The organism is Streptomyces sp. PTL18 (assembly GCF_059510295.1).
In genome coordinates this window covers 150086-172700 of record NZ_JCAJZO010000002.1, presented here as the reverse complement: position 1 = coordinate 172700, position 22615 = coordinate 150086, and the positions used below count along the sequence as shown (strand labels likewise).

General features: G+C 73.2%; 18 protein-coding genes, 3 tRNA genes and 1 pseudogene. 8 read left to right on the top strand and 14 right to left on the bottom strand.

The genetic code is table 11. The features are described from left to right. Positions 1–231: 231 nt before the first annotated feature. Both AC5WS8_RS05210 and AC5WS8_RS05205 read right to left on the bottom strand, forming a co-directional pair. Positions 232–1686, bottom strand: a complete 1455-nt coding sequence (locus AC5WS8_RS05210; protein WP_496102085.1) for a xylulokinase — start codon at positions 1684–1686, stop codon at positions 232–234. 115 nt (positions 1687–1801) lie between these two features. Beyond that, entirely contained in the window at positions 1802–2107 is a 306-nt protein-coding gene (locus tag AC5WS8_RS05205; protein WP_496102084.1) for a YtxH domain-containing protein, read from the bottom strand. 165 nt (positions 2108–2272) lie between these two features. Here AC5WS8_RS05205 and AC5WS8_RS05200 point away from each other — a divergent pair. The 3 genes from AC5WS8_RS05200 (at position 2273) to AC5WS8_RS05190 (ending at position 2676) form a co-directional block, all read left to right on the top strand. Then, positions 2273–2345 (top strand) — tRNA-Asn (locus AC5WS8_RS05200). A gap of 5 nt (positions 2346–2350) precedes the next feature. After that, positions 2351–2423: transfer RNA gene (locus tag AC5WS8_RS05195), tRNA-Asn, on the top strand. A gap of 176 nt (positions 2424–2599) precedes the next feature. Beyond that, positions 2600–2676: transfer RNA gene (locus AC5WS8_RS05190), tRNA-Ile, on the top strand. A 470-nt stretch (positions 2677–3146) separates the two neighbouring features. Here AC5WS8_RS05190 and AC5WS8_RS05185 read toward each other — a convergent pair. Then, positions 3147–3479 carry a hypothetical protein gene (locus AC5WS8_RS05185; RefSeq protein ID WP_496102083.1) on the bottom strand — a complete coding sequence of 111 codons (333 nt, stop codon included), beginning with the start codon at positions 3477–3479 and terminating at the stop codon, positions 3147–3149. A 377-nt stretch (positions 3480–3856) separates the two neighbouring features. Here AC5WS8_RS05185 and AC5WS8_RS05180 point away from each other — a divergent pair, with 377 nt between their 5' ends. Next, positions 3857–4075 carry a hypothetical protein gene (locus AC5WS8_RS05180; RefSeq protein ID WP_496102082.1) on the top strand — a complete coding sequence of 73 codons (219 nt, stop codon included), beginning with the start codon at positions 3857–3859 and terminating at the stop codon, positions 4073–4075. A 290-nt stretch (positions 4076–4365) separates the two neighbouring features. On the opposite strand, the gene AC5WS8_RS05175 is transcribed toward AC5WS8_RS05180, so the two are convergent. The 5 genes from AC5WS8_RS05175 to AC5WS8_RS05155 all read right to left on the bottom strand — a co-directional run bounded on the left by AC5WS8_RS05175 (position 4366) and on the right by AC5WS8_RS05155 (position 9677). Further along, complete coding sequence (locus tag AC5WS8_RS05175) at positions 4366–5040, bottom strand: DUF305 domain-containing protein (RefSeq protein ID WP_496102081.1); 675 nt, start codon at positions 5038–5040, stop codon at positions 4366–4368. Positions 5041–5207: 167 nt separating this feature from the next. Beyond that, complete coding sequence (locus tag AC5WS8_RS05170; protein ID WP_496102080.1) at positions 5208–5630, bottom strand: DUF6153 family protein; 423 nt, start codon at positions 5628–5630, stop codon at positions 5208–5210. Positions 5631–5705: 75 nt separating this feature from the next. Further along, the gene (locus AC5WS8_RS05165) at positions 5706–6743 is read right to left on the bottom strand and encodes a rod shape-determining protein (protein WP_496102079.1); all 1038 of its coding nucleotides are present in this window, start codon (positions 6741–6743) and stop codon (positions 5706–5708) included. A 155-nt stretch (positions 6744–6898) separates the two neighbouring features. Next, complete coding sequence (locus AC5WS8_RS05160) at positions 6899–8236, bottom strand: carboxyl transferase domain-containing protein (protein WP_496102078.1); 1338 nt, start codon at positions 8234–8236, stop codon at positions 6899–6901. Continuing rightward, positions 8229–9677: an acyl-CoA synthetase gene (locus AC5WS8_RS05155; protein WP_496102077.1), complete on the bottom strand. Its 1449-nt coding sequence runs from the start codon at positions 9675–9677 to the stop codon at positions 8229–8231. The genes AC5WS8_RS05160 and AC5WS8_RS05155 overlap by 8 nt, the downstream gene beginning before the upstream one ends. A gap of 228 nt (positions 9678–9905) precedes the next feature. On the opposite strand from AC5WS8_RS05155, the gene AC5WS8_RS05150 reads away from it, so the two are divergent. Beyond that, positions 9906–10775, top strand: a complete 870-nt coding sequence (locus AC5WS8_RS05150; protein WP_496102076.1) for an ATP-grasp domain-containing protein — start codon at positions 9906–9908, stop codon at positions 10773–10775. On the opposite strand, the gene AC5WS8_RS05145 is transcribed toward AC5WS8_RS05150, so the two are convergent. Beyond that, positions 10759–11337 (bottom strand): hypothetical protein, encoded by a 579-nt coding sequence (locus AC5WS8_RS05145; protein WP_496102075.1) that lies wholly within the window; start codon positions 11335–11337, stop codon positions 10759–10761. The two genes, AC5WS8_RS05150 and AC5WS8_RS05145, sit on opposite strands and share 17 nt — an antisense overlap. A 153-nt stretch (positions 11338–11490) precedes the next feature. Here AC5WS8_RS05145 and AC5WS8_RS05140 point away from each other — a divergent pair, with 153 nt between their 5' ends. Together AC5WS8_RS05140 and AC5WS8_RS05135 are read left to right on the top strand one after the other, a co-directional pair. Beyond that, a complete protein-coding gene (locus tag AC5WS8_RS05140) occupies positions 11491–12264 on the top strand; it encodes an IclR family transcriptional regulator (protein WP_496102074.1) in 774 nt (257 codons plus the stop codon). Continuing rightward, entirely contained in the window at positions 12261–13106 is an 846-nt protein-coding gene (locus AC5WS8_RS05135; protein WP_496102073.1) for an SMP-30/gluconolactonase/LRE family protein, read from the top strand. Before AC5WS8_RS05140 ends, AC5WS8_RS05135 begins: the two co-directional genes overlap by 4 nt. 10 nt (positions 13107–13116) lie before the next feature. Here AC5WS8_RS05135 and AC5WS8_RS05130 read toward each other — a convergent pair whose 3' ends face one another. Continuing rightward, positions 13117–16083, bottom strand: a complete 2967-nt coding sequence (locus AC5WS8_RS05130; RefSeq protein ID WP_496102072.1) for a beta-galactosidase — start codon at positions 16081–16083, stop codon at positions 13117–13119. Positions 16084–16089: 6 nt separating this feature from the next. Between AC5WS8_RS05130 and AC5WS8_RS05125 the strand changes: the two are divergent. After that, positions 16090–16573 (top strand): annotated as a pseudogene (locus AC5WS8_RS05125) (Rrf2 family transcriptional regulator). A 19-nt stretch (positions 16574–16592) separates the two neighbouring features. Here AC5WS8_RS05125 and AC5WS8_RS05120 read toward each other — a convergent pair. From AC5WS8_RS05120 to AC5WS8_RS05105, 4 genes are all read right to left on the bottom strand, one after another. Continuing rightward, positions 16593–18173: a substrate-binding domain-containing protein gene (locus AC5WS8_RS05120; protein WP_496102071.1), complete on the bottom strand. Its 1581-nt coding sequence runs from the start codon at positions 18171–18173 to the stop codon at positions 16593–16595. Positions 18174–18475: 302 nt separating this feature from the next. Then, complete coding sequence (locus AC5WS8_RS05115) at positions 18476–19204, bottom strand: transglycosylase SLT domain-containing protein (RefSeq protein WP_496102070.1); 729 nt, start codon at positions 19202–19204, stop codon at positions 18476–18478. A gap of 391 nt (positions 19205–19595) precedes the next feature. Beyond that, on the bottom strand, positions 19596–21305 hold the full coding sequence (locus tag AC5WS8_RS05110; protein ID WP_496102069.1) for a pyridoxal phosphate-dependent aminotransferase: 1710 nt from the start codon (positions 21303–21305) through the stop codon (positions 19596–19598). Positions 21306–21436: 131 nt separating this feature from the next. Beyond that, positions 21437–22582, bottom strand: coding sequence for an aldose epimerase family protein (locus tag AC5WS8_RS05105; protein WP_496102068.1), 1146 nt, complete (start codon positions 22580–22582; stop codon positions 21437–21439). Positions 22583–22615: the final 33 nt, after the last annotated feature.

The window sequence follows — 22615 nt, the reverse complement described above, 5'->3', positions numbered from 1 at the left end:
GTGGTGCATCACCCCCTATCGTCGGACACTCCACCCGCGTTACCTCAACCGATTAAGCCGAGAGCGGTCATACGACCGAGCGGGCTCGGTCTTCCGGCGTAGTCCTCCAGGGCGGTGTCGTGCCTCATCGCCGGGCGGCTGCCATACGGGTGACACCGTGTGAGGTGGGCGACATGCCCGTCACCGTGACCGCAGTGACCATCGTCACTGCGGTCACGGTGCTCACCGCGTCTACGGCCGGAACGCTCCCGGATGCGTCTGCTCACGTACCGACACGTACTGCTGCCGTACGGCCTGGCCCACCGCGAGTTCCTCGCCCGGCTCCAGGACCTGAGCCGCCGCACCCTGCCACGGGGGCGGGGTGCGCGGGTCCAGGGTGCCCTGCGAGACACCGAGCGACCAGGCCGCCTGCCGGGCCGCGCCGATCGCGGCATAGTCCGCGGGCTGGGGGACGACGACCTGCGCGCCGAACAGCGGGGGCGCCGCCGCCTGCACGGCGGGCAGCTCCGCCGCGGCACCCAGCAGGAAGATCCGCCGCACCTCCACGCCGCGCCCGCGCAGCACGTCGAGGGCGTCCGCGAGCCCGCACAGCATGCCCTCGAACGCGGCCCGCGCCAGGTGCTCCGGTTTCATCGACTCGCGCCGCAGTCCGGCCAGGGTGCCCGCGGTGTGCGGCAGGTTCGGGGTCCGCTCGCCCTCCAGGTACGGCAGCAGGACCAGCCCGTGCGCGCCCGGCGTCGACTTCATCGCCAGGTCGGACAGCGACTCGAGGTCCGGCAGACCGAGGAGTTCGACGGCGCCGCGCAGGGTGCGCACGGCGTTGAGGGTGGTCACCACCGGCAGGTGCATGCCCGTGGCGTCCGCCAGCGAGGTGATCATCCCGGAGGAGTCGACGAGCGCCTCGGGGTGGACGGCCATCACGGATCCGGAGGCGCCGAGCGAGACCACCGCGTCGCCGAGTCCGATGCCCAGACCGAGCGCGGCGGCCATGGTCTCCCCGGTCCCGGCGGAGATCAGCAGTCCCTCCGGCGTCGTGCCGGCCGCCTCGGAGGGACCGATCACCTCGGGCACCATGGCCTGGTGGCCGAGGGCCAGCTCGACGAGGTCGCCGCGGTAGGCGCCGGTCGCCGCCGACCAGTACCCGGTCCCGGAGGCGCCGCCCCGGTCCGTGGTCCGTCGCGCGGGACGCCCGAGCAACTGCCACACCAGCCAGTCGTGGGCCTGCATCAGCACGGCCGTGCGCAGCGCGTTGTCGGGTTCCGTCTTGGCGAGCCACCGCAGCTTGGTCACGGGCTGCGCGGCCTGCGGGACGCAGCCGACGGCCTCGGCCCAGGCCTGCCGGCCGCCGAGCGCGTCGATCAGGTCGGCCGCCGCGACCTGCGCCCGCTTGTCGCCGCCGACCAGCGCGGGCCGCACGGTGGCGCCCTGTGCGTCGAGCGGGACCAGCGCGTTCTGCTGCGTGGACACGCCGATGGCCTGCACGCCCTCCAGCAGCCCACCGCCGGCCGCCTCCCCCAGGGACAGCAGCCACGCCTGCGGGTCGACGTCGGAGGGACGACCGCCACCCTCGGGAGCCTCCACCGGATGCGGTGCATACCCCTGCCTGAGCACGGCGCCCGTGTCCGTGTCACAGACGACGATTCGAGTGAGATCGGGTGAACTGTCCAACCCGGCGACTATCCCCATGACGGAAATTCTGCCGCACGGAGGGGATGGACGTGCCTCCCCCGGTGCCTGGACGGCGCGCCGGGGAACCTCGTCGGGAGAGCCGCTGGGGGTCCCCGGCCTGCCGTCACCGACGTCAGCTGTCGCTGGAGCCCCAGTCGTCCGGGCGGCTGCCGTTCGTGCCGCGTTCCCGCAGCGAGCGCACACGGTCGGTGACCGAGTCGGGCATGTGATCGCCCACCTTGGCCCCCACGGCGTGCAGGGCCTTTCCGGCGATCTCGCGGCCCTGCTGGGCGGCGGTCTCGGCGGTGTTGCGCACGGCGGGGTTCTGCGCGACCTGCCGGGCGGACTTCTTCAACTGCTCGTAACGCTCGCGCCCGGCCCGTGTGCCGAGCACATAGCCCAGGACCAGCCCGGCGACGAACGTGAGCCGGTAGCGCATGGCGGCCATCCTTCCCTTGCGTCTGCGTCGTCCCTTGCGTGGGCACCGGTCGCGGGGGACTACCGGTTGGCGGAGCACCCCCCTGCTTGCGCTAATGTATGTGTCGCAGCGAGCGAGCGCCCCCTGGCGGATACCCAGGGAGGTACGTTCGATGCAACGAGGCATTCCTCCGTAGCTCAATTGGCAGAGCAGCCGGCTGTTAACCGGCAGGTTACTGGTTCGAGTCCAGTCGGGGGAGCTCGGTCCTCCGTAGCTCAATTGGCAGAGCAGCCGGCTGTTAACCGGCAGGTTACTGGTTCGAGTCCAGTCGGGGGAGCACGCTGAACGAGGACCCTTCGGGGTCCTTTTTCATGCCCGGGGAACCGCCGCGTCCGTGGCGAAGTCCTCAAGGTCATGAAGGGCCGCCGGAAGACGACCATCCGAAGCAGGAGATCGTATGAGCGGCTATGCTGCGGCAGACGGCGCGCACACATGTACGCGACGCGCCGTGACGGGGCGGTAGCTCAGCCGGTTAGAGCAGCGGACTCATAATCCGTCGGCCGTGGGTTCGAGTCCCACCCGCCCCACCAGGACGCTACACGCGCAGAAGCGTTTCTATCTGCGGCAACGTGAGGACGGGGGCCGCCACGCCAGCGTGGCGGCCCCGTTCACCCGCCCGGACCAGGATCAAGTGGCTCCGTGGCGACCCGGAGGGACCAACCGTGGCCGAGGGGCCGGGGACACCTGGGGGCGAGGAGCTCGAGAGCCCGGTCCCCGCGGTGGTCCAGGCGTCTCCGCCCGGCCGGCAGGGCCCTCACCGCGACGGTGCGGCCGCCGGGCGCCCGGCCCGGACGCGCCCGGCCCGGCCCCCCTGACGCCCCTTTCCCCGGCGTCGACGCCCCTTTCCCCGGCGTCGCGGCCTGCGGAACCGGCCGGATCGTACCCGTCCGGCGCGGCCGTGCCGGCAGTCGCCGCGCTCCGGCGGCTGCCGCCTCGGGGCCCGCAGGGGAACCGGTCGTCACCGGGGCGGCCGGCTTCTTCCGGGCCGGGGCCCAGCGGTTCACGCCGGGCGAGCAGGGTGGGGGCCGTCCAGTTCGGTCTCGACCGGCTGCCCGTCGTCCGTCGGCGTGATCGTCGCGTAGCCCGGGGGCCGGCGCTCGACAGCCCGCACGGGATCGAGAACCGCGAGCGCCTGAACATCTCGACGGCCGTCGGCGGCCCGGTCCTCGCCGCGGGCGGCGGTGCGGTGCGCGTGTCCGTCCGTCTCCGCCGGGCCGCCGAGGTCGGTGCACTGTCGCGGTGACGTCCTGGCGCGGCGGGTCCGTTCCCGGACCCGGGTGCCCGTCGTCGGCGGGACGGGACGCCGGTCACCCGGGGTTCGGCGAATCTGCACCGTGAATGCGCAACTGCGGCACGAGGTGCGAGGGAGTTCCACGCCGGCCTGGCGCGGCACGCTCCATTGGTGCGGAATGTCTTGTTCCGTATCGTGGGGGAAACGTCGGTCCCGCTCCCGCCTCGCCCCGCGTGTGGAGAAACCGCCGCCAAGCCGTGCGCACACCTTTACGGATGCGTGGCCTGAGCGGTCAACCACCCTGCTGCAAGCGCCGATTGATTGGATAGCCGGCGCACTCCGTGCTTTGATCTCTGGCGCCGCGGGGTCGTGCGAAGGATGGCCGGCAACGGATGCCGCACGCCCGCGGTCGCGGCCCGCCACCTGTCCCCAGCGGGACGCTCCCCTTGTGGAACGCACATGCGAAGGGAAGTTCCATCATGAACTCCGCTCCCCAGGTTCACACCGCCGAGCTGTCCGACGTCGAGCTCGACCACGTCTCCGGCGGCCTGGCCCCGCACGCCGACGCGGCCGTCGGCCCGACCTCGGTCAGCGACGCGGACGTCCTGGCCCAGGTCGGCACTGTCGAGGGCGTGGCCCTGGGCACCGTCGGCACCCTCGGTGCCTACCACCAGGCCGCCGTCAACGTCTCCTTCTGATCGGCAGCTCGTTGAGGGGCCGCCCGCCCCGCGCTCCTCGCGCGGGCGGGCGGCCCCGCGCCGTCCCCTCGCCCCCGCCCGGCTCACGCCGGGTAGGGGGCGGCCTCGCGCGCCGGCCGAAAGGGCCCGACCACCAGGCGGGTTGGCACAGCAACGTCTTGGCGTGCCCGGGGGCCTGCGGGTCGAGCGGCTGACCGTCCTGCCACCGTCGTGCCGGGCGGGCGTCCCCGTCGGCGACGGCGACGCGGGGCAGCGGCTCTGCCGCCGCCGCCCCGCACCGGCCCCTCGGACTACCGCTCGCCGAGCATCTTCTTCATCTCGGCGATCTCGGCCGACTGCGAGGTGACGATCGACTTCGCCATCGCTCGGGCGGGACCGTAGGCGCCCTTGGCCTGTTCGGTCCGCGCCATGGCGATCGCGCCCTCGTGATGGCCGATCATCATCTGGAGGAACGCCTTGTCGAATGCGTCACCCGGCAGTTTCTGAAGCTTCTTCATGTCCGCGTCCGACATCATGCCGGGCGCCGACGAGCCGGAGTGGTCCATGCCGGGCATGCTCTCCCTGCCCGACCCGCTGCCGTCGGGGACCTTGGCGCCCCATGACTTCAACCAGCCCGACATGGCGGCGATCTCCGGGGCCTGCGCCTTTTCGATCCTCGCGGCGAGGTCCTTCACGCCCTGCGAGGCGGCCCGTGACGGGACCAGGCCGGCCATGGTCACGGCCTGACGGTGGTGCGGGATCATCTCCTGCGCGAACGTCACGTCCTGCGTGTTGTGTCCGCCCCGCGTCGCGGAGGCGGTGCCCGAGGGGCCCGCCGGGGGCATCGAGCCCAAGGCGTGGCCGGAGTTCGCCGACGAGGCGGAGTAGGGGGAGTCGCTGCCGCCGCAGGCGGTCAGCACCACCGCGGCGGTCGCGGCCGCGACCAGCGCGGCGGTACGGCGGATCGTGGAACGGCGAAGTGCCATGAGAGGTTCAGCTCCTTGGAAGAACCGCGCAGGCGCGCGGGAAGAACGGATCGCGAGACGGGCCGGAGCACGCCACCGGTGAGCGGGAGCGGCGTGCGGGCGCCTCTGGTGCCGCATCAGGCGACGTTCGCCACGCCGCGACGGGGCGAACGTCGCCTGCCACAGCACTAGATCCGCAGAAGCTGAAGTTCGGACAGGTCGGGCGGAGCCCGGCTGCCGGCCGCCCGTGCGGCCGGACCGGAGGGGAGGGCCGCCGCGCACTCGGGAACCGCGAGCGCGGGCAGCAGGGCGGGCGGGACGTACGGGCCGGCCGTGCCGCCTGCCGCGCAGGTGCCGCCGGCGTGGTCCATGGCCATCCCGTCGTGACCGGCGTTCGACAGAAGGCGGCACGCGCAGTCGTCCGTGTGAGCGGATGCGGCCGCGGGCCGGTGTGCCGTACCCGGTACCCCCGCCATGACGTGCAGCCCGGCCGACGGCGTCCCGGACGGCGACAGGGCGTGCATGGCCAGTACCCCGGCCAGCACCGCCATCACCAGCAGCACCCAGCGGGCACGGCCCGACGAGGAGCGGGTGCGCACGCCGGACGTCATGGTGCCGATCGTACGAGCACCCCCCTCAACTGCCCGCGCAGACCCGCCCGGTGCCGTACGGCCGCCACCGGAGGTTCAGGCGGCCAGCGGATCGAGGGTCAGCGGCTGGATCCTGCCCTCCAGCATCGCGCCCAGGCCCTGGACCGCGCAGATGTCGGGCCGTTCGGCGATGTGCACGGGCATGCCGGTCGCCTGACGCAGCATGTCGTCGAGCCCCGGCAGCAGCGCGCTGCCCCCGACCATCATGATCCCGCGGTCGGCGAGATCGGCCACCAGATCGGGCGGGCAGTCCCGCAGCACCTTGCCGATGCCGTCGAGGACGGCGGTCAGCGGAGTCCGGATGGCGTTCCGCACGGCCGCCGTGTCGACCTTCACGGAGCGCGCCAGCCCGGTCGCCACGTCCCGGCCCATGATCTCGGTGGAGGCGGGCCCGTCCGAGGTGAACCCGCCCGCGCACAGGGCGAGCCGCAGCGGCCGTACGGACTGGCTCGGCAGCATCAACGCGTGCTCGTGCCGCAGATGTTGCACTATGGCGTGATCGACGGCCTCACCGCCCACCGGGATCCGCTCGGCGGTCACGATGTTTCCCAGCGACAGCACCGCGATCTGCGTGGCGGCGGCACCGCACACCATGATCATGGAGGCCTCGGGCTGCTCGACCGGCAGCCCGCACCCCACGGCCGCCGCGACGAGCGTGTCCACCAGCTCCACCCGGCGCGCCCCCAGCCCGACCAGCGTCTCCACGGCGGCGCGCTGCGCCAGCGGGTCCGCGTCGTGCGGGGTGCAGGCGGCGGCCCGCAGCCGTGGCTTGCGGCGCAGGCTGCGGCGCAGTTTCTCGCCGAGCAGATGCCGCAGCATGCGCTGGGCCATCTCGATGTCGACGACGGTACCGCCGGAGACCGGCCGCATGACGCGGATGTACGACGGTGTGCGGCCCGTCATCTTCTCGGCGAACTCGCCGACCGCGATCAACGCGCCCGTCCGGGTGTTCACGGCCGCCGCACTGGGCTGGTCCACCACCAGACCTGCGCCCTTGACGTAGACGCGGGTCCTCGCCGCGCCCAGGTCGACGGCGAAGTGGCAGCGGCGCAGCTGGTCCAGGCTGACGGTCATGGCGGTACCTCCCGAGAACGGACCGCGGGCGGGCCGCCGGGCGGCGGGCCTCTTCTCCGATCCTGGGCCGTGCCACGGGCCCGCGCCCCCCGGGTGGTCCGGGCGGGTGGTCCTGGCCGCACCGCGCGCGGAGAACCTTGTGCGGGGCCCGCTCGCTACCCGGCGGCGCCGGCGATCCCCCGCACGACTCCCAGGGCGACCAGATCCTGGGGCCGCACCCGCAGCTGGTCGGCCGTCGCCCGCACCTGTTCCGGCGGGCGTTTGAGTATCGCGGCGGCGAGTTCCGGCGCGATGACGGAGAAGTAGCTGTCCGGGGTGACCCAGGTGTTGCCGGGCGCGGCGAGCGCGAGGGCGCCGCCCGAGCCGCCCTCGCCGACGACCAGCGTGGTGACGGGCGTGCGGGCGGTGGCGACCGCGGTGAACAGGTCGGCGATCGCGGCGCCCGCGCCCTGTCGTTCGGCGTCGGCGTCGTTGGCGGCGCCCGGGGTGTCCACCAGCGTCAGGACGGGGATGGACAGCCGGTCCGCGAGGCGGATCAGCCGGGCGGCCGTACGGTATCCGGCGGGCCGGGTCGCGGTGCCGGTCTGCGCGGCGTAGGCGATGGTCCGGCCGTCGTGGGTGCCGAAGCCGCACAGCACGCCGTCCGGGTCGCTGCCGCCCGAGCGGTCGCCGCCGAGGGCCGCCCGGCGGGTGAAGTAGGCGTCCAGGTAGGCGTGCGCGCGAGGGCGCTCGGGGGCGCGGGCACGCCGGACCGCGTCCCAGCCGGTGGCCGGGAGGTCCGTCCGGCCGAGCGCGCCGGGCACGGGCGCGGGCTCGGTGGAGGGCGCCGTCAGCAGCGCCAGCAGGCGGCCCAGCGTCTCCCGCAGTTCCGCCGGCCGTACGACCGCGTCGACGGTGCCCGCCGTGAGCTGTGCCTCCGCGGTGTACGCCGCCGGGTCCGCGTCCGGCGGGCGCACCCGGGAGCCCGCGAAGCCGACCTGGACGCCGGGCAGGGCCAGCACCACGTCGGCGCCCGCACCCAGGGTGGCCCAGCCGCCGCCGGTCGTCGGGTCCCGCAGCACCGAGACCTGCGGAAGCCCGGCCGCGCGCGTGAGCGCCGACTGGCGGGCCACGCGCTGCAACTGGGTGAGGGCGAGCATGCCCTCCTGCATCCGGCTGCCGCCCGTGGCGACCAGCGAGACGACGGGCAGCCGGTGTTCACGGGCGTGGACGTGCGCCGCCTCCAGCCGATCGCCGGTGCCCTCGCCCAGGGAGCCGCCGAGGAAGCCGAACTCGAACGCGATCAGCACGGCGGGGGTGCCGCCGACGTCGGCGTGCCCGCAGACGACGGACTCCTCCTCGCCGGTGCGCGCGGCGGCGCGGGCACGGGAGGCGCCGTAGCCGGGCCACTCCAGAGGGCCGTCGGGCCCGGACTCCCGCCTCGGGTGGGGCAGTTCCCGGAACTCGTCGCAGAGGAGGGCGAGGGCCTCCCGCGCGGACAGCCGCTCAGGCATCCCGCAGCACCCGCTTCATGATCTTCCCCATGTCGTTGCGGGGCAGGGCGTCCAGGTACCGCACGACGCGCGGACGCTTGTGCGGGGCGAGCCGGCGGGCGACGTGGTCGGCCAGCTCCCCGGCACCGGGTGGCGCGGCCGGATCCACCGGCACCACCCAGGCGACGATCCGCTCGCCCAGGTCGTCGTCGGGCTCCCCGGCGACGGCGGCCTCCCGTACGCCCGGGTGCTCGAGAAGGGCGTTCTCGATCTCCCCGGCGCCGATCTTGTAGCCGCCGCTCTTGATGAGATCGGTCGCCTTGCGCCCCACGATCCGCACATACCCGTCGGGTTCCCGGACCGCCATGTCCCCGGTGCGGAACCAGCCATCGGGGGTGAACGCGGCGGCGGTGGCGTCGGGCCGGTTGAGGTACCCGGTGAACAGGTTCGGCCCGCGCACCTGGATCTCCCCGACGCTCTCCCCGTCGCAGGCGGTGATGACGGCCCCGTCCTCCTCGACGAGCCGCAGCTCCACGCCCGGCAGCGGAACCCCCACCGTTCCCGGGCGCGCCTCCCCGTCCACCCGCACGCCGGTGTTCATCAGCGTCTCGGTCATCCCGTACCGCTCGACGACCCGGCGGCCGGTCGCGGCGGCGATCCGCTCGTGGTCGTGCACGGGAAGCGCGGCGGACCCGGAGACGAGCAGCCGGGCCCCGGCGAGCGCCTTGGCCAGCCCGGGGTCGGCGGGCAGGGCCTCGGCGATGCGGTGGTACATCGTCGGCACGCCGAACAGCATGGTCGCGCCCTCGCTCAGCTCCCGCGCCACACCGTCGGTGCTGAACCGCCCCAGGTGCCGCACGGACCCGCCGCGCCTCAGCGGCCCGAGGATCCCCAGCACCAGCCCGTGCACATGGAACAACGGCAACCCGTGCACGAGCACGTCGTCACCGGTCCACTGCCAGGCGTCCGCGAGCGCGTCGAGCGTGGCGGCGACGGCACGTCGGGGGATGACCGCGCCCTTGGGGGGTCCGGTGGTGCCGGAGGTGTAGACGACGAGGGCGGGGTCCTCGTCGCCGGCGGCGTCCTCCGGGAGGCTCCCGGAGGCCCGCACATCGATGTCGACGCGCGCCAGGGTGCCGACCGGCCCGGGCAGTTCGACGCCGGGCTCGGTGAGCACCAGCGACGGCGCGCTGTCCGCCACGACATGCCCGAGCTCCCGCTCGCCCGACTTGGGGTTGAGCGGTACGAAGGGCACCCCGGCGCTCAGCGCGGCCACCGCGGCGACGGCGGTCTCCAGGGAGGGCGTGGCCCACACGGCCACCCGCCGGGCACGATCGATCCGCCCGGCGAGCGCCCCCGCCGCCGAGGCCAGCTCCGCATACGTCAGACCGCGCTCCCCGAACCGCAGAGCGGGCCGCCGCCCGGCCGAGGAATCGGACAGCACCGGAAAGAGGGAGGACACGCGGGCACTCCTTGCGTCGAGGCGGACGTACGGACGGGACGTACGGCCTTATCGTTCCGCACGCCCCTGTCCGCCATGCGGCCTCCACCACGTGTGCCACCCCACAGCCCACGTCGTCCGGGCCGCCGGCCGCGTTCGCCGACGACGAAGGCCAACGGCCCGTGCCGGGTTCCCCGCCCCGGTTGCTAACCTGCGCGCAGCCGTCATCGTACGAACAGGAGTTCCCTCGTGGTCCGAGTCGCACTCGTCACCTGCCGGCCCGGGCCCGAGGTCAGCGCCGACCGCGACCTGCCGGTGCTCATGGGGGAGCTGCGGGCGGCGGGGGCCGAGGCCGACGGTGTGTACTGGGACGACGCGGACGTCGACTGGGCGGGATACGACCTGGCGGTGATCCGGTCCACCTGGGACTACAGCTGGCGGGCGGCCGAGTTCACCGCGTGGGCCGAGCGGTGCGGGAAGACCACGCGGCTGGCCAATCCTGCGGACGTCGTGCGCTGGAACACCGACAAGCGGTACCTCGGGGACCTGGCCGCCGCGGGTGTCCCCGTCGTTCCCACGCGGTACATCGCCCCCGGGGACCCCGCCGGCCTGCCCGATGACCACGAGTTCGTCGTCAAGCCCACCTCGGGTGCGGGCGCCCGGTTCGCCGCCCGGTACACGCCCGGGGAACACGACACCGCCGCACGGCAGCTCGCCCGCATGCACGCCGAGGGGTTCACGGCGATGGTGCAGCCCTATGTGCAGGGCATCGACGTGAGCGGGGAGCGGGCGGTGCAGTTCTTCGGCGGGCGGCTGCTGCACGCCAGCCGCAAGGGCGCCGTCCTCGCGCCCGGCACCCCGTACGACGAGAAGAAGGTGGCCCACCCGGGCCTGGAGCCCTGGAGTCCGACCCCGGCCGAACTCGCCGTCGCCCAGCGCGCCCTGGACGCCGTACCGGGCGGGACGGACCTCCTGTACGCCCGTGTGGACCTGGTGGACGGCGCGGACGGGGAGCCGTGTGTGATGGAGCTGGAACTGGTGGAGCCGAACCTGTTCCTGTCGCTGCACACGGGGTCGGTGCCGCGGGTGGTGGAGGCGGTCCTCACCGCTGCCCGCTGACGCCCACCCGCTGCAGCAGCCCCCAGGTGAACTCGGCGGCGACCCGGTGACGCACTCCCCGCGCGTCCGGCGCGGTGAACGCGAGCCCCCAGCGGGTGGGGGCCGTGCCCTCCAGGGGACGGGCCGGGGCGAAGGCGTGGGCCGCCTCGTCGACCGTGCAGGACCAGGGGGTCAGGTCCTCCAGGGTCGCCAGCTCGGGCGGCGGCGCGCCCGGGGCCCGTACCAGCCACTCGTTCCACACCACGCCGTTCGGCGCGACCAGCACCTCGAAGCGCAGGTCGGGCCAGAGCGGGACCGGCCACAGCAGGGCGTCGCAGTCCAGGTCGCCGATGCGGCGCGGGGTCGTGGACTCCGGGTCGCCCAGGATCGAGCGGTAGCGGGCGAGGGACGAGCGGGCGCGCGGGGAGCGGACCATCGCCTGCCAGCGTTTGTTGGCCTCGCGCATGTCCGCGACCGAGACGCCGAGTTCATGGCGGGCGTCCTCCACCAGACCCGGATTGTGGTCGGCCATGCGGCGCAGCAGGACCAGCTGGAAGTCACGGGGCGTGAAGGCGGACGGCATGGGTCCATCCTCACCGACTCGCCGAGCCGACTCGCAGGACCCTGCGAAATCGCACACCTCGCACGACCATTGCCGCCCCAGCGCACTATGACTAGCCTGTGTTCGTCATGCCGATCGTCAGTTGATATTTCGAACATGGAGAGGGGGCCGGTCGTGGGACGCCTCGTACCTGCCGTCACCCGGGCTCTCGACATCCTGGAGCTCTTCCTCGACGGGGACGGCACGCTGTCCGCCCCCGACATCGTGCGCAAGCTCCAGCTGCCGCGCACCACGGTGCACGAGCTCGTCACCACGCTCGCCGCGCGCTCGTACATCGTCCCGGTGCCGGGGCAGCCAGGACGTTACCGCCTCGGCGTCCGCCCGTACCAGCTCGGCAGCCGCTACGCCGAGCAGCTCGACCTCGCCGCCGAGGGCCTGCAGGTCGCCCGGTCCGTGGCCGAGACCTGCGACGAGACCGTCCACGTGGCCATCCTCGAGGGCACCGACGTCATCTACATCGCCAAGGTCGACTCCACGCACGCCGTCCGCATGGTGTCGGCGGCCGGGCGCCGGCTCCCCGCCCACTGCACCTCCGTCGGCAAGATGCTCCTCGCGTCCCTGCCCGAGCCGGAACTCGCCGCCCGTATCCCGGACGGTGCCGAGCTGGTCGCGATGACCCCCAACAGCATCACCGACCCGGCGGCCCTGCGCGAGAGCCTGGCCGGCATCCGCGCCCGCGGGATCGCCGTGGAGAGCCGCGAGTCCAACCCGGACGTCAGCTGTGTCGCCGCCCCCGTGCGCGACCGCACCGGGCAGGTCGTCGCCGCCCTGTCCGTCTCCGTCCCCATGATCCGCTGGAGCGACGGGCGCCTCGCCGAGCTGGAGCAGCTCGTCGCGAAGGGCGCCGCGGAACTGTCCGAGCGGCTCGGCCACCGGAGCGTCGCATGACGACGACGTACGAGCTCGCCGTACGCGAGGAGGCGGCCCTCGGCGAGGGCCCGACGTGGGACGCCGACGGCGGGCGGCTGATCTGGGTCGACATCCTCGGTTCGCGGGTGCACACCCACGACCCCGCCTCCGGGCGCCGCACGGTCATGACCACCGGGCAGCACGTGGGCGCCGCCAAGCCATGCACCGGCGGCGGCCTGGTGCTCAACCTCCGTGACGGCGTGGGCCTGCGCGCCGCCGACGGCACCTTCCGCTGGCTGCACCACGAGCCCGTGCCCGGCCGCCGCGGCAACGACGCGGCCGTCGCCCCGGACGGCTCCCTGTGGGCCGGCACCATGCGCTACGACGAGGCGCCGGGCGGCGGCAGCCTGTCCCGGATCACCGGCGACGGCACCGTCCGCACCGTTCTGGACGACGTCGCCGTCAGCAACGGCACCGGCTGGAGCCCCGACGGCCGGCTGATGTACTACATCGACTCCCCGACCCGCCGCGTCGACGTCTTCGACGTGGGCGACGACGGGCTCCCCGCGGGCAGGCGCGCCCTCGCCCACGTCGACCGCGGCTTCCCGGACGGACTGACCGTCGACGCCGACGGCTGCGTGTGGGTCGCCCTGTGGGACGGCGGCGCGATCCACCGCTACACCCCGGCCGGGGACCTGGACCGCGTCCTGGAGCTGCCCGTCAGCCGCCCCACCGCCTGCGCGTTCGGCGGCGCCGAGCTGGCCGACCTGTACATCACCACGGCCCGCACGGGCCTGACCGCCCCGCACCCGCTCTCCGGCTCGCTGCTCGTCGTCCCCGGCGCCGGAAAGGGCCTGGCGCAGCCCGCGTTCGCCGGCTGACCTCCCGAGGTCAGCCGGCCGGAGTGCCCGAGAAGCCGGGGGAGTCCACCAGCGTCACCGGGACTCCTCCGGCCGCCCGCCCCAGCAGCGTCAGCGCGACGCCGCCCGGCCCCGACGGCGTGGTCCCGTCTGCGAGGACCGCCAGCGCGAGCGTGTTGGGGCCCCGGGGGTCGAGCACCCCGTTCGGCAGGACGAAGGTGTGCTGGGGGCCCACGTCGTTGATGTACTGGCCCACGTTCCAGCCGTTGAGGAAGATCTGCACCCGGTAGGCACGGACCGGATCGTCCGTCAGGGTGAGCCCGATGGACGCGTCCGTACCGGCATCGACGGCCAAGAGGAACCGCGTCCGGTACCAGACCACGCCCTGCCCCCGCTCGGCACGCGGCAGGCGGGCCGCCTCCCAGCCGCCGTCCGGGAAGCCGGGCAGATGCCAGCCGTGCCGCTCCCCGTACAGCCCGCCGTTGTTCAGCGGGCCGCGCACCGGGTCGGGGCCCGCCTCCCCCTGGATGCGCCAGCGCACCGCGGGCGACGCCCCGTCGAAGGCGGCCGAGAGCAGGCCCCGGCCCGCCTTGTGGCTGTCGTTCGCCCTGCCGTCCTCGTCGTGCTGCATACGCCGGACCAGCACGGACAGCACATGCGCTCCCTCACCCGGCGCGATCGGGAACGTCGCCGTGGCCGACCACGTCCCCTTGCGTACCGTCTTCGCGTCCGGGACGGGCATCCGGTGCGTCCCCAGCGGCTTCCCGTCCAGCCACGCCATCAGCAGCCCCTGGGTGCCGGAGAGGTACGTGAGCGACACGGACCCGGTGCCCGCCGCGCCCTCGAAACGGCCCCGGTACCAGACGTCCCCGTAGTGGAAGCCGTAGTCGTCGGCGAACAGGACGGGCTGCCCGGCGGGCACACGTGTCGTGGCGTGCGACGTCGTCCGGTCGGCCGTCCGCCACGCCGAGTCGTCGAAGTCGGCGGCCGCCTCGGGGTTCTCCGCCCGCCGGCGCCACGCCGTCAGCGCCGGCAGCCGGACCGGCGCCGCGCCGGACAGCCTTCGGGTGGCGCGCAGACTGCCGGACGGGGTGCCGCGCGCGGGCACGGGAGCCCCGTTCCAGGCCACCTCGGTCACCCCGGGCGGCGCCCACACCTCCAGCTCCGCGTCGTCGACCGTGTCGCCGGTCAGCCGCGCCGTGGCGCCGCGACGCTCGGCGGTGCGCAGCAGGGCGGGCCCGTACACCAGGAACGGCCCCGATGCTGTGCGGTGGGGCCACAGCCGTACGGACGTCTCGTCGTCCGCGAGGAGGAGCAGCAGTGGACGGGCCACGCCTCCGCCCTCCACCAGCACGCGGACGAGCCCCCCGAGCCGGACGTCCAGGCGCAGGGCGCCCCGCACGTACGCGTGTGCCGCCTTCCCCTCCAGCACGGTGACCCCCGGTTCGCGCGCGCACTCCAGGACGGTGGTCGTCGCCTCGCCCGAACGGCCCGTGAACACGGCGATGTCCTGCCGCCCGACGGCAAGGCGCAGCATGGGCTGCGCAGAGGAGTACCGCAGCGTCCGCCGCCCGAGCGAGAGCCCGGCGGCCAGCAGCCGGGCGTCGAGGCCGGGCACGGTCACCCGGACGGTGGTCCCGGCGACGGGAACGGCGGCCTCGGCTTCGTCGGCCGAGTCGTTGCGCAGCACGTGGATGTGCGCCCCGGTCGTCCGATTGACGAGGTGGTAGGCCTTCAGCAGGGGGCCGCCGCCGACGTCGACGCTCTTCGCCCGGTCCAGCTCGGCCAGGTCCGGCGCGGTGTGCAGCAGATGCCCCATCTGATGCATGGGGACCAGCTTGGCGGTCGGCTGCCTGGCCTCGTCGAGGGCGGCGCCGTAGTCGTACGACGTGTAGACGACCGGCGCGGGCAGCCAGCCCCACGACGTGCCGCCGAACGTCATGTACACGTTGTGGATGGTGATGCCGTTGGCGAGGTTGGTCAGGTGGAAGCGCCGCTCGTACGCCGCGTCCCGGGTGCGGCGCGACTCCGCGTACCCCTTCCCGCCGAACTCCACCCCGCCCCACGGGTCGAACCAGCCGCCCCCGAACTCCGCCAGGAAACCCGGCGTGTCGGGACTCGCGGTGGACCCGCCCGTCGTCCCGCCCGGACCGAAGCGCCCCCAGTCGGGCGGCGGTCGCAACGGCGAGGGGTACCCGTCGAAGCCGTAGAGCCAGCGCCCCTTCTCCCCGCCGGTGTCGAAGGTGCCGGGCGCCCAGTAGCCGTTGCGCCCCTTGTCGTTGTGGAAGAGCGGCACATCGATGCCGTCGGCGCGGACCTTGGCGTACAGGTGGGCCATGTAGTCGCGACCGGTGGCCTCGGTGACGTGGTTCGCGTACTCGTTCTCGAGCTGGTACAGGACGATCGTGCCGCCGCCGCCCGTGTACAGATGCCGTACGGCGATCCGGTTGACGGCCGTCAGCCATGCGTCGACGTGGGCGAGGTACGTCGGGTCCGAGGTGCGGGCCGTGCCGGGTGTCGCGGTCAGCCAGCCGGGGAAGCCGCCCGCGTCGACCTCGGCGTTGATGTAGGGGCCCGGGCGCAGGATCACGTACAGACCGGTTTCGGCCGCGGTGCGCAGGAACAGACCGAGGTCGCGCACGCCCGTGAAGTCGTGCGAGCCGGGGGCGGCGGAGTGGAAGTTCCACGCCACGTAGACGCTGACGGTGTTGTACCCGTGGCCGCGCAGCTTCTGCAGCACGTCCCGCCACAGCGACGGGCTCGGCAGCCGGAACGGGTGCATCTCGCCCGACCACAGCACGACCCGCCGGCCGTCGACGAGCATCGAGTACCGGTCGAGGCCGACGGTGTGCGCCCGCCCGTCCGCCTGCGGCGGTTCCGGGGGCGACGACCCGGTCGGGGTGCTGTGGGCTGCGCGCACCTCGCCGCTGCCGCCGAACGCCAGACCGAGCGCGGCGGTGCCGGTGACCGCATGGAACGTACGTCTGCTCATCGCCACGCCGGGATTGTCACCCCTGGCAGGCAGTGGAACGACGGCACGAGGATCTCGGCACGGGCGGATTACGCGGTACGGGCGGCACCGGAACGGGTCGTGCGCGAGGACGGCGCCCCGGCGAAGGGGGAGACGGTCACGGCCGCGCGGGGCATCCCGCACAGGTTTCCGGAGGGCGTCCCGGGCGACCCGCGCCGCGCGGGCCCGGTCGCCGGCCGACGCGGCGGAACCAGTGGCCACGCCCTGGCCCGGGAGCCGTCCGCGATCACCGCGCGGACGTCATCCGCGCGAGGGACGGGTCGATCGTGCCGGTGCGGGGCGAACGCCCGACGGGGCCCACCCGCACGCCCCAGCCGCTCTGCCCCTGTGGATCGCCCTGCGGGCGACCGCACGCAAGATCCTCGAGGGCGTCGCTCCCGCCGACAGCGCGACGGACGCCCTCCCGGATCCGGTCCGCCGCCCGGCCGCGGCACCGGCGTCCTGGCAGAACCCGTGAGGACGGGCTGGTACCGCGGTCAACTCGGGCGGCACAGCAGCGGCTTCTGCAGTTCCGCGCAGGGGCGGTCGCCGTGGGAGCGGATGATGTCCTTGCCGACCTCGTTGTCCAGGTAGCGCAGGAAACCGGCGGCGAGGGAGTCGGCGGGCGGCTCGCCGTAGGTGTAGGCGTACTCCGTCTGCCAGTACGGGTACTCGCCGCCGTCGACGCCCTCCAGAGTGGCCGGGAAGCCGTCGATGCGGACCGGCTGGATGTCACGGTGGGCCGTGGCCGCGCCGACCTCGCTGTGGCCGAGGGCCCCCCTCGTCGAGGCCACGGTGTCGAGGAGGGTCCCGGTGTCGCCGACCTCGCAGCGGCCCGGCCTGGTGGTGTCCATGGCGGCGCAGTCGCTCGCCGTGACCGCGAGGAGGGGTTTGCCGGCGAGTACGTGGCGTTCGAGTGTGGTGCGGGTACCGGAGCCGGGGTTGCGGCTGACGAGGTGGACGGGCACGTTGTTGCCGTTGACCTGGTTCCAGTTGGTGACCTTGCCCGCGTAGATGTCGCGGACCTGCTTGAGCGAGAGGTCCTTCACACCCGTGTCCGGGTTGACGACCAGGGTGAAGAGGGAGAGGGCCACGGGGCGGGGCAGCAGCTGCGGGCGGCCGTCCTCGCTCTTCGGGCCGTCGCTGAACGCCAGCCGGTCGCCGAGGCCCTTGCTCCCCGTCGGCTTCATGTTCTTCCCCGCCGCGTCGAGGGCGTCGAGGCCGGGGACACTGCCCTTGAAGGTGTCGTCCGACAGGGGGATGTGCGCGTCGGGACAGGTCTTCTCGTACTGCTTCGCGGCCTCCCGCAGCACCGGCGCGAACGCGGTGGACCCGGACAGCGTGAGCGTGCCCCTGGCGCAGTCCAGCGGCGCGGGCCTGGGGTCGCTGCGCAGGAGCACGTAGAGGGACTCCCCGATGAGCACCAGCACCAGGAGGACGAGCAGCACCCGGACCGGCTTGGAGGCGAACGGGTAGTACTCGGTCCTGCGCATCCTGCCGCGGCGCACCCCGCCCACGATGCCGCCGACCACCTCCGGGTCGGGGAACGTGCGCTCCGTGAAGCCCTGCTCGCGTTCCAGGACAGCCAGCACCTTGTAGTGGTCGCGGCGGTTGAGTTTGACCTTGGGCAGTTCGATGAGGCCGTCGGTGACCCCGAGTCCCGGCACCGGCTGCGGGGCGCCCCGGCCGTCGGCGGCGGGGACGAAGAAGCCGCGCAGTTCGCTGCGGCTGAGTTCGGTCACGACCATGCCCACGACGCGGCGGCCCTGGAACCTGACCTGGATGCCGGCCCGGGCGCCGTCGGGCGCCAGGTAGTCGCTCTCCACGATCGGCGCCCGGCCGCTGTTCTCGATGCGCAGCAGGACGAACGAGGGGTCGTGCAGGGACGTGCCGTTGTGCTGCATCTGCCGCAGCACTCCCGCGTACGGCGCGGCGGCCGCGTCCTGGGCGGTCGTGTCCATCTGCACGCGGTAGCCGAGGAGCTTCCGGCTGCCGACGACGAACTCCCACAGGGCCGCGGCGCCGGAGACGGCCAGACCGACGACGGCCAACGTGGTGTCCCAGGGGAAGCCGTTCACGGCCAACTCCCAGACAGAGCGGGGTGGATGGGGAGGTCATAGTGACCGGGGCGGGCGGGTGCCGGGGAGGGGGAAAGGTCGGCTTCTGTGGTGAATTCACGGGCATGTCATGCGCGGGCACCCGGCGTTTGCCGGCCGTTCGGTGTGCGGGGCGTGCGCGGGTCGTTGACGCGGGTGCCGTCCACCGCGTCCGCGTACCCGCCCCCCGAGGCCATGGCCCCGACCTCTTCGGGAACGGCGGACGGGGCGGGGGTCGCGCGACGCTGCGCGACTCCCACCCCGTCGGGTGCGGATCAGGTGCCTCAGTAGGGACCGTTGACGTTGTCGATCGAGCCGTAGCGGTGGTACGCGTAATTGCACGCGGCCGTGATGTTGGCGACCGGGTCGTAGATGTTCCACGAGGTGCCCGGCACGTGGTATGCGCGGAAGGTCGGGTCGATCACCTGGAGAAGCCCCTTGGACGGGGTGCCCTTCGCGGCGTTGGAGTCCCACAGGTTGATGGCGTTCGGGTTTCCGGAGGACTCACGCATCACATTGCGGTGGATGCCGTTGTAGGAACCCGGGATGCCGTTCTTCGCCATGACGGCCAGCGAGTGCCTGATCCAGCCGTCCAGGTTGTTGGGGTAGGCCTGGACGGTGGCGGGGGACACGGTTTTCGTGGCCGTGGAAGGCGCGGTCTTCGGGGCGGTGGAAGCCGCGGTCTTCGCCGGCGTGGACGATCCGGCAGGAAGCTTCAGGACCTGGCCCGGCTGGATCGTGTAGGGGCTGTAGAGGTGGTTGGCCGCTGCGATCGCCGGCCAGCCGCCCGGCACGTTGAGGGCCCGGGCGATCGAGGCCAGGTGGTCCCCGGCCCGGACGACGTAGGTGGTGGGCGCGGCGGACGCGACGGTCGGCTTGGCGGGAGCGGCGTGGGCGGCCCCGGCGGTTCCCAGCGTCGCCGAGCACGCGAGAACGAACGAACCGAGAGCGACTGCGCGACCGGTGGTGAACCGGCGCGCCCAGGACGGGCGGTTGGCGGCGTGTTTGGGCATAGAGCGGTCCTTGGTCAATGGATTGCATTGCCCGCAGTTGCCGTCTCCCCTCGACAAACCGCACCGCATTTCGTTTGCGGTGCGCTGCGGCGGGGACATTCTTAGCCGCTGGGAATAACTAGACAATTACTGTTTTTACTAAGCAGGGTAGTTGCCCACCGGAGTCTTGCATTGCCCATCTCTGCAAAATCGGGCGGTTAAGGACCGGGTAAGGCACTAAGGCGCGTCGTAAGTGAAGTGCGTCACGCGGGGGCGAGTGGCGTTCCGCACGGGACTTTTCGACGGGCGAAACGGTGAATTGGTAATGCTTGGCATTTATATGAGCGAATCGGACATCATGGAATAAGGCGACCTCTTTTGCGTCGCTCCGGACGGAACCCGCGCCGCGGGCTCAGCCCGCCTGACCCATCCCCGCCGCGTTCGGCCAGGCCGGCGGGCTGGGCCAGCCGGTGGCCGGGGCCGGCGCCAGACCGGGGGCGCCGGGCGCGGGGGCGGTCATGCCGCGCACCTGGGCGGCGGTCAGGCCGCCGCGCGCGGGGACGCCCGGCGGGGTGAGGCCGGTCGCCGCGGCCGGGGCGGGGAGCGGGGTGGGCGCCGGGAACGGAGCGGGAGCCGCGGGGGGCGCCGGGAAAGAAGCAGGAGCTGCGAGGGGCGCCGGGAACGCCGCGGGGGCCTGGGCGGGTACGGGAGCGGGCAGCGGGGCCGGAACCGGTGCGGCGGCGGGAGTGAGAAGCGGCGCGGGCGCCGCGGGCCGGGGAGCGGCCTGGGCCGCCGCCGGCATCGGCACTCCGCCGACGGCCGGCTGCGCGGCGGGGAGCGGTGCGGCGGGGAGCGGTGCGGCGGCCGGGAGCGCCGGAGCGGACCCCGCGGCCTGGGCGGCGAGCTCCTGCAGTCCGGTCCCGTTGGTCTCGCTGACCAGGCGGTCCACCGCCGCCGTGCCCGAGCTGTAGCCGGTCCCCTGGCTCGGCTCGGGCACGGCGGCTCCCCTCCTGGACCCGTAGAGCACCTGCTCCAGGGCGGACACCAGGCGACGCACGTCCACCTGGGGGCGCACCACGAGTCGCAGGAAGCGGCTGGAGGAGCCGATCTTGTTGCCACACTCGCGGACCAGGATCCGGTGCTCGGTGAGCAGCCGGTCGCGGACCACGGTGCCCTCGGCACCCACGGGGAGGCGCACGAAGAGGAAGTTGCCCTGGGACGGGTAGACCGTCAGGCCGGGCAGCGCCGAGAGGTGGCCGGCCATCTCCAGACGGTCGCGGCGCACCTGCTGCAGGCTCTGCCGGTACTCCGCGCCGTGCTCCTTGAGCATGAAGACCACGTGCTCGGCGAGGGAGTTGACGTTCCACTTCGGCAGCATGGAGCGGACCCTGCCCGCGAGTGACGGGTTGGCGACCAGGTAGCCGAAGCGGACGCCGTGCAGACCGAAGTTCTTGCCCAGGCTGCGCAGCACGACGACGTTGGGCCGCAGCATGGCCTCCTGCACGAGGCTCGGGTCGGCCTCGGCGTCCGAGAACTCCAGGAAGGACTCGTCGACGACTACCAGGTCGAGGTCGGCCATCCGGTCCAGGAACTGCACCAGGTCGTGCCTGTACTGGTAGCCGCCGTCGGGGTTGTTCGGGTTGCAGACGACGGCGACCCGGGTGCCCCGCTTGTGGATGAACTCGCCGTACTGGGCGAGGTCCAGGGAGAAGCCGCCGGACTCCTGGAGCGGGAACATGTCGACCCGCTTGCCGGTCTCCATGGGCTGGTCGGTCCAGCGGCCGAAAGCGGGGACGGGCACCGCCAGGGACTCGCGGACCAGCAGGTGGTCGATCCAGGTGATCAGCTCGGTGGAGCCGTTGCCCATGACGACGCACTGCGGCGGCAGCTGGAGCAGACCGCACAGCTCGGCCGTGATCGTCTCGGCGTCGCTCGGGCAGTGGGTGAGGATCTCACGCAGGTTGCCCGCCATCTCCTCGAACATGGCGGGCGTGGGGAAGTACGGGTTGCAGGGGATGCAGAAGTCCACCGGGCCGACTCCGTCGTCCTCCCGTGTCAGCGCGGCCATCGAGGGGTTGTGCGCCGTCGAGCCGCGGAACAGCGAGGTGACGTTGTCTGCCAAGGCAACCTCCGTACGGTGGGTGGCCCGTGCGGGGGAACACGGGCCGTCCACTCGTACGGATACGGAGGTGACGTTGTTCAACCGGTGTGCGACCGGTGTGACTCCGATCGCGGTTGCGCGCCGGACGACCGCTACGCGCTGAACGAGAAGAGCGACGTCGTCCGGTACGTCTGCCCGGGCCGCAGCACGGTCGACGGGAAGCCGGCGTGGTTCGGCGAGTCCGGGAAGTGCTGCGTCTCCAGGCACAGCGCGTCGCCCTGGCGGTAGGTGCGGCCGCCGGTGCCGACCAGGGTGCCGTCGAGGAAGTTGCCCGAGTAGAACTGCAGCCCCGGCTGGTCGGTGAAGACCTTCATCGTGCGGCCCGAGTGCGGGTCGCGGAGCGTGGCGACGTGTTCGGGCTTCGCCGTGACGCCCTTGTCCAGCACCCAGTTGTGGTCGTAGCCCTTGGCCCGCACCTGCTGCGGATGGCCGGCCCGGATGTCCCGGCCGACCGCCTTGGCGTGGCGGAAGTCGAAGGGGGTGCCGGCGACCTTCGCCAGCTCGCCGGTGGGGATGAGTCCCGAGTCGGTGGGCGTGTAGCGGGAGGCGGCGATCTGGAGCTCGTGGTCCTCGATCGTGCCGCTGCCCTCCCCGGCCAGGTTCCAGTAGACGTGGCTGGTGAGGTTGACGACGGTGGCCTTGTCGGTGGTGGCCTCGTAGTCGATGCGCCAGTCCCCGTGCCGCGTGAGGGTGTACGTCACCTTCGCCCTCAGCGTGCCCGGGTATCCCATCTCGCCGTCGACGCTGGTGCGGCGCAGGCGCAGGCCGACGTCGGAGTCCTCGGTGAACGGCTCGACGTCCCACACGTGCTTGTCGAAGCCCTCGGCGCCGCCGTGCAGGCTGTTCACGCCGTCGTCGACGGAGAGCCGGTACTTCTGGCCGTCGAGGGTGAACCGTCCCTTGGCCATCCGGTTGCCGTAGCGGCCGATGAGGGCGCCGAAGTACGGGCTCTTCGCGACGTAGCCGTCGAGGTCGGCGAAGCCGAGGGAGACGTTCTCGCAGCGGCCGTGGCGGTCCGGGATCTCCAGGGACTGGACGATGCCGCCGTAGGAGAGGACCTTCAGCCGGGTGCCGCCGTTCTCCAGGGACCAGCGGTGGACCTCGGTGCCGTCGGCGAGCTTGCCGAAGAGTTCCTTCACGGGCTTCCTGCCTTCTGCTGCCTGCGTCGTGCCCACGGTGGCCGCGGTCATGCCCGCTGCCGCCGCTCCCGCGGTGACCGTGCGTCCGCTCAGTTCCACGTACGGCTCCAGTACCGGGAGAAGGGCCCCCGC

Coding starts and splice junctions, on each gene's coding strand:
- AC5WS8_RS05210 (WP_496102085.1), bottom strand. CDS start 1,686: ATGGGGATAGTCGCCGGGTTGGACAGTTCACCCGATCTCACTCGAATC.
- AC5WS8_RS05205 (WP_496102084.1), bottom strand. CDS start 2,107: ATGCGCTACCGGCTCACGTTCGTCGCCGGGCTGGTCCTGGGCTATGTG.
- AC5WS8_RS05115 (WP_496102070.1), bottom strand. CDS start 19,204: ATGCCCAAACACGCCGCCAACCGCCCGTCCTGGGCGCGCCGGTTCACC.
- AC5WS8_RS05175 (WP_496102081.1), bottom strand. CDS start 5,040: ATGGCACTTCGCCGTTCCACGATCCGCCGTACCGCCGCGCTGGTCGCG.
- AC5WS8_RS05145 (WP_496102075.1), bottom strand. CDS start 11,337: ATGCCGTCCGCCTTCACGCCCCGTGACTTCCAGCTGGTCCTGCTGCGC.
- AC5WS8_RS05165 (WP_496102079.1), bottom strand. CDS start 6,743: ATGACCGTCAGCCTGGACCAGCTGCGCCGCTGCCACTTCGCCGTCGAC.
- AC5WS8_RS05180 (WP_496102082.1), top strand. CDS start 3,857: ATGAACTCCGCTCCCCAGGTTCACACCGCCGAGCTGTCCGACGTCGAG.
- AC5WS8_RS05160 (WP_496102078.1), bottom strand. CDS start 8,236: ATGCCTGAGCGGCTGTCCGCGCGGGAGGCCCTCGCCCTCCTCTGCGAC.
- AC5WS8_RS05135 (WP_496102073.1), top strand. CDS start 12,261: ATGACGACGACGTACGAGCTCGCCGTACGCGAGGAGGCGGCCCTCGGC.
- AC5WS8_RS05170 (WP_496102080.1), bottom strand. CDS start 5,630: ATGACGTCCGGCGTGCGCACCCGCTCCTCGTCGGGCCGTGCCCGCTGG.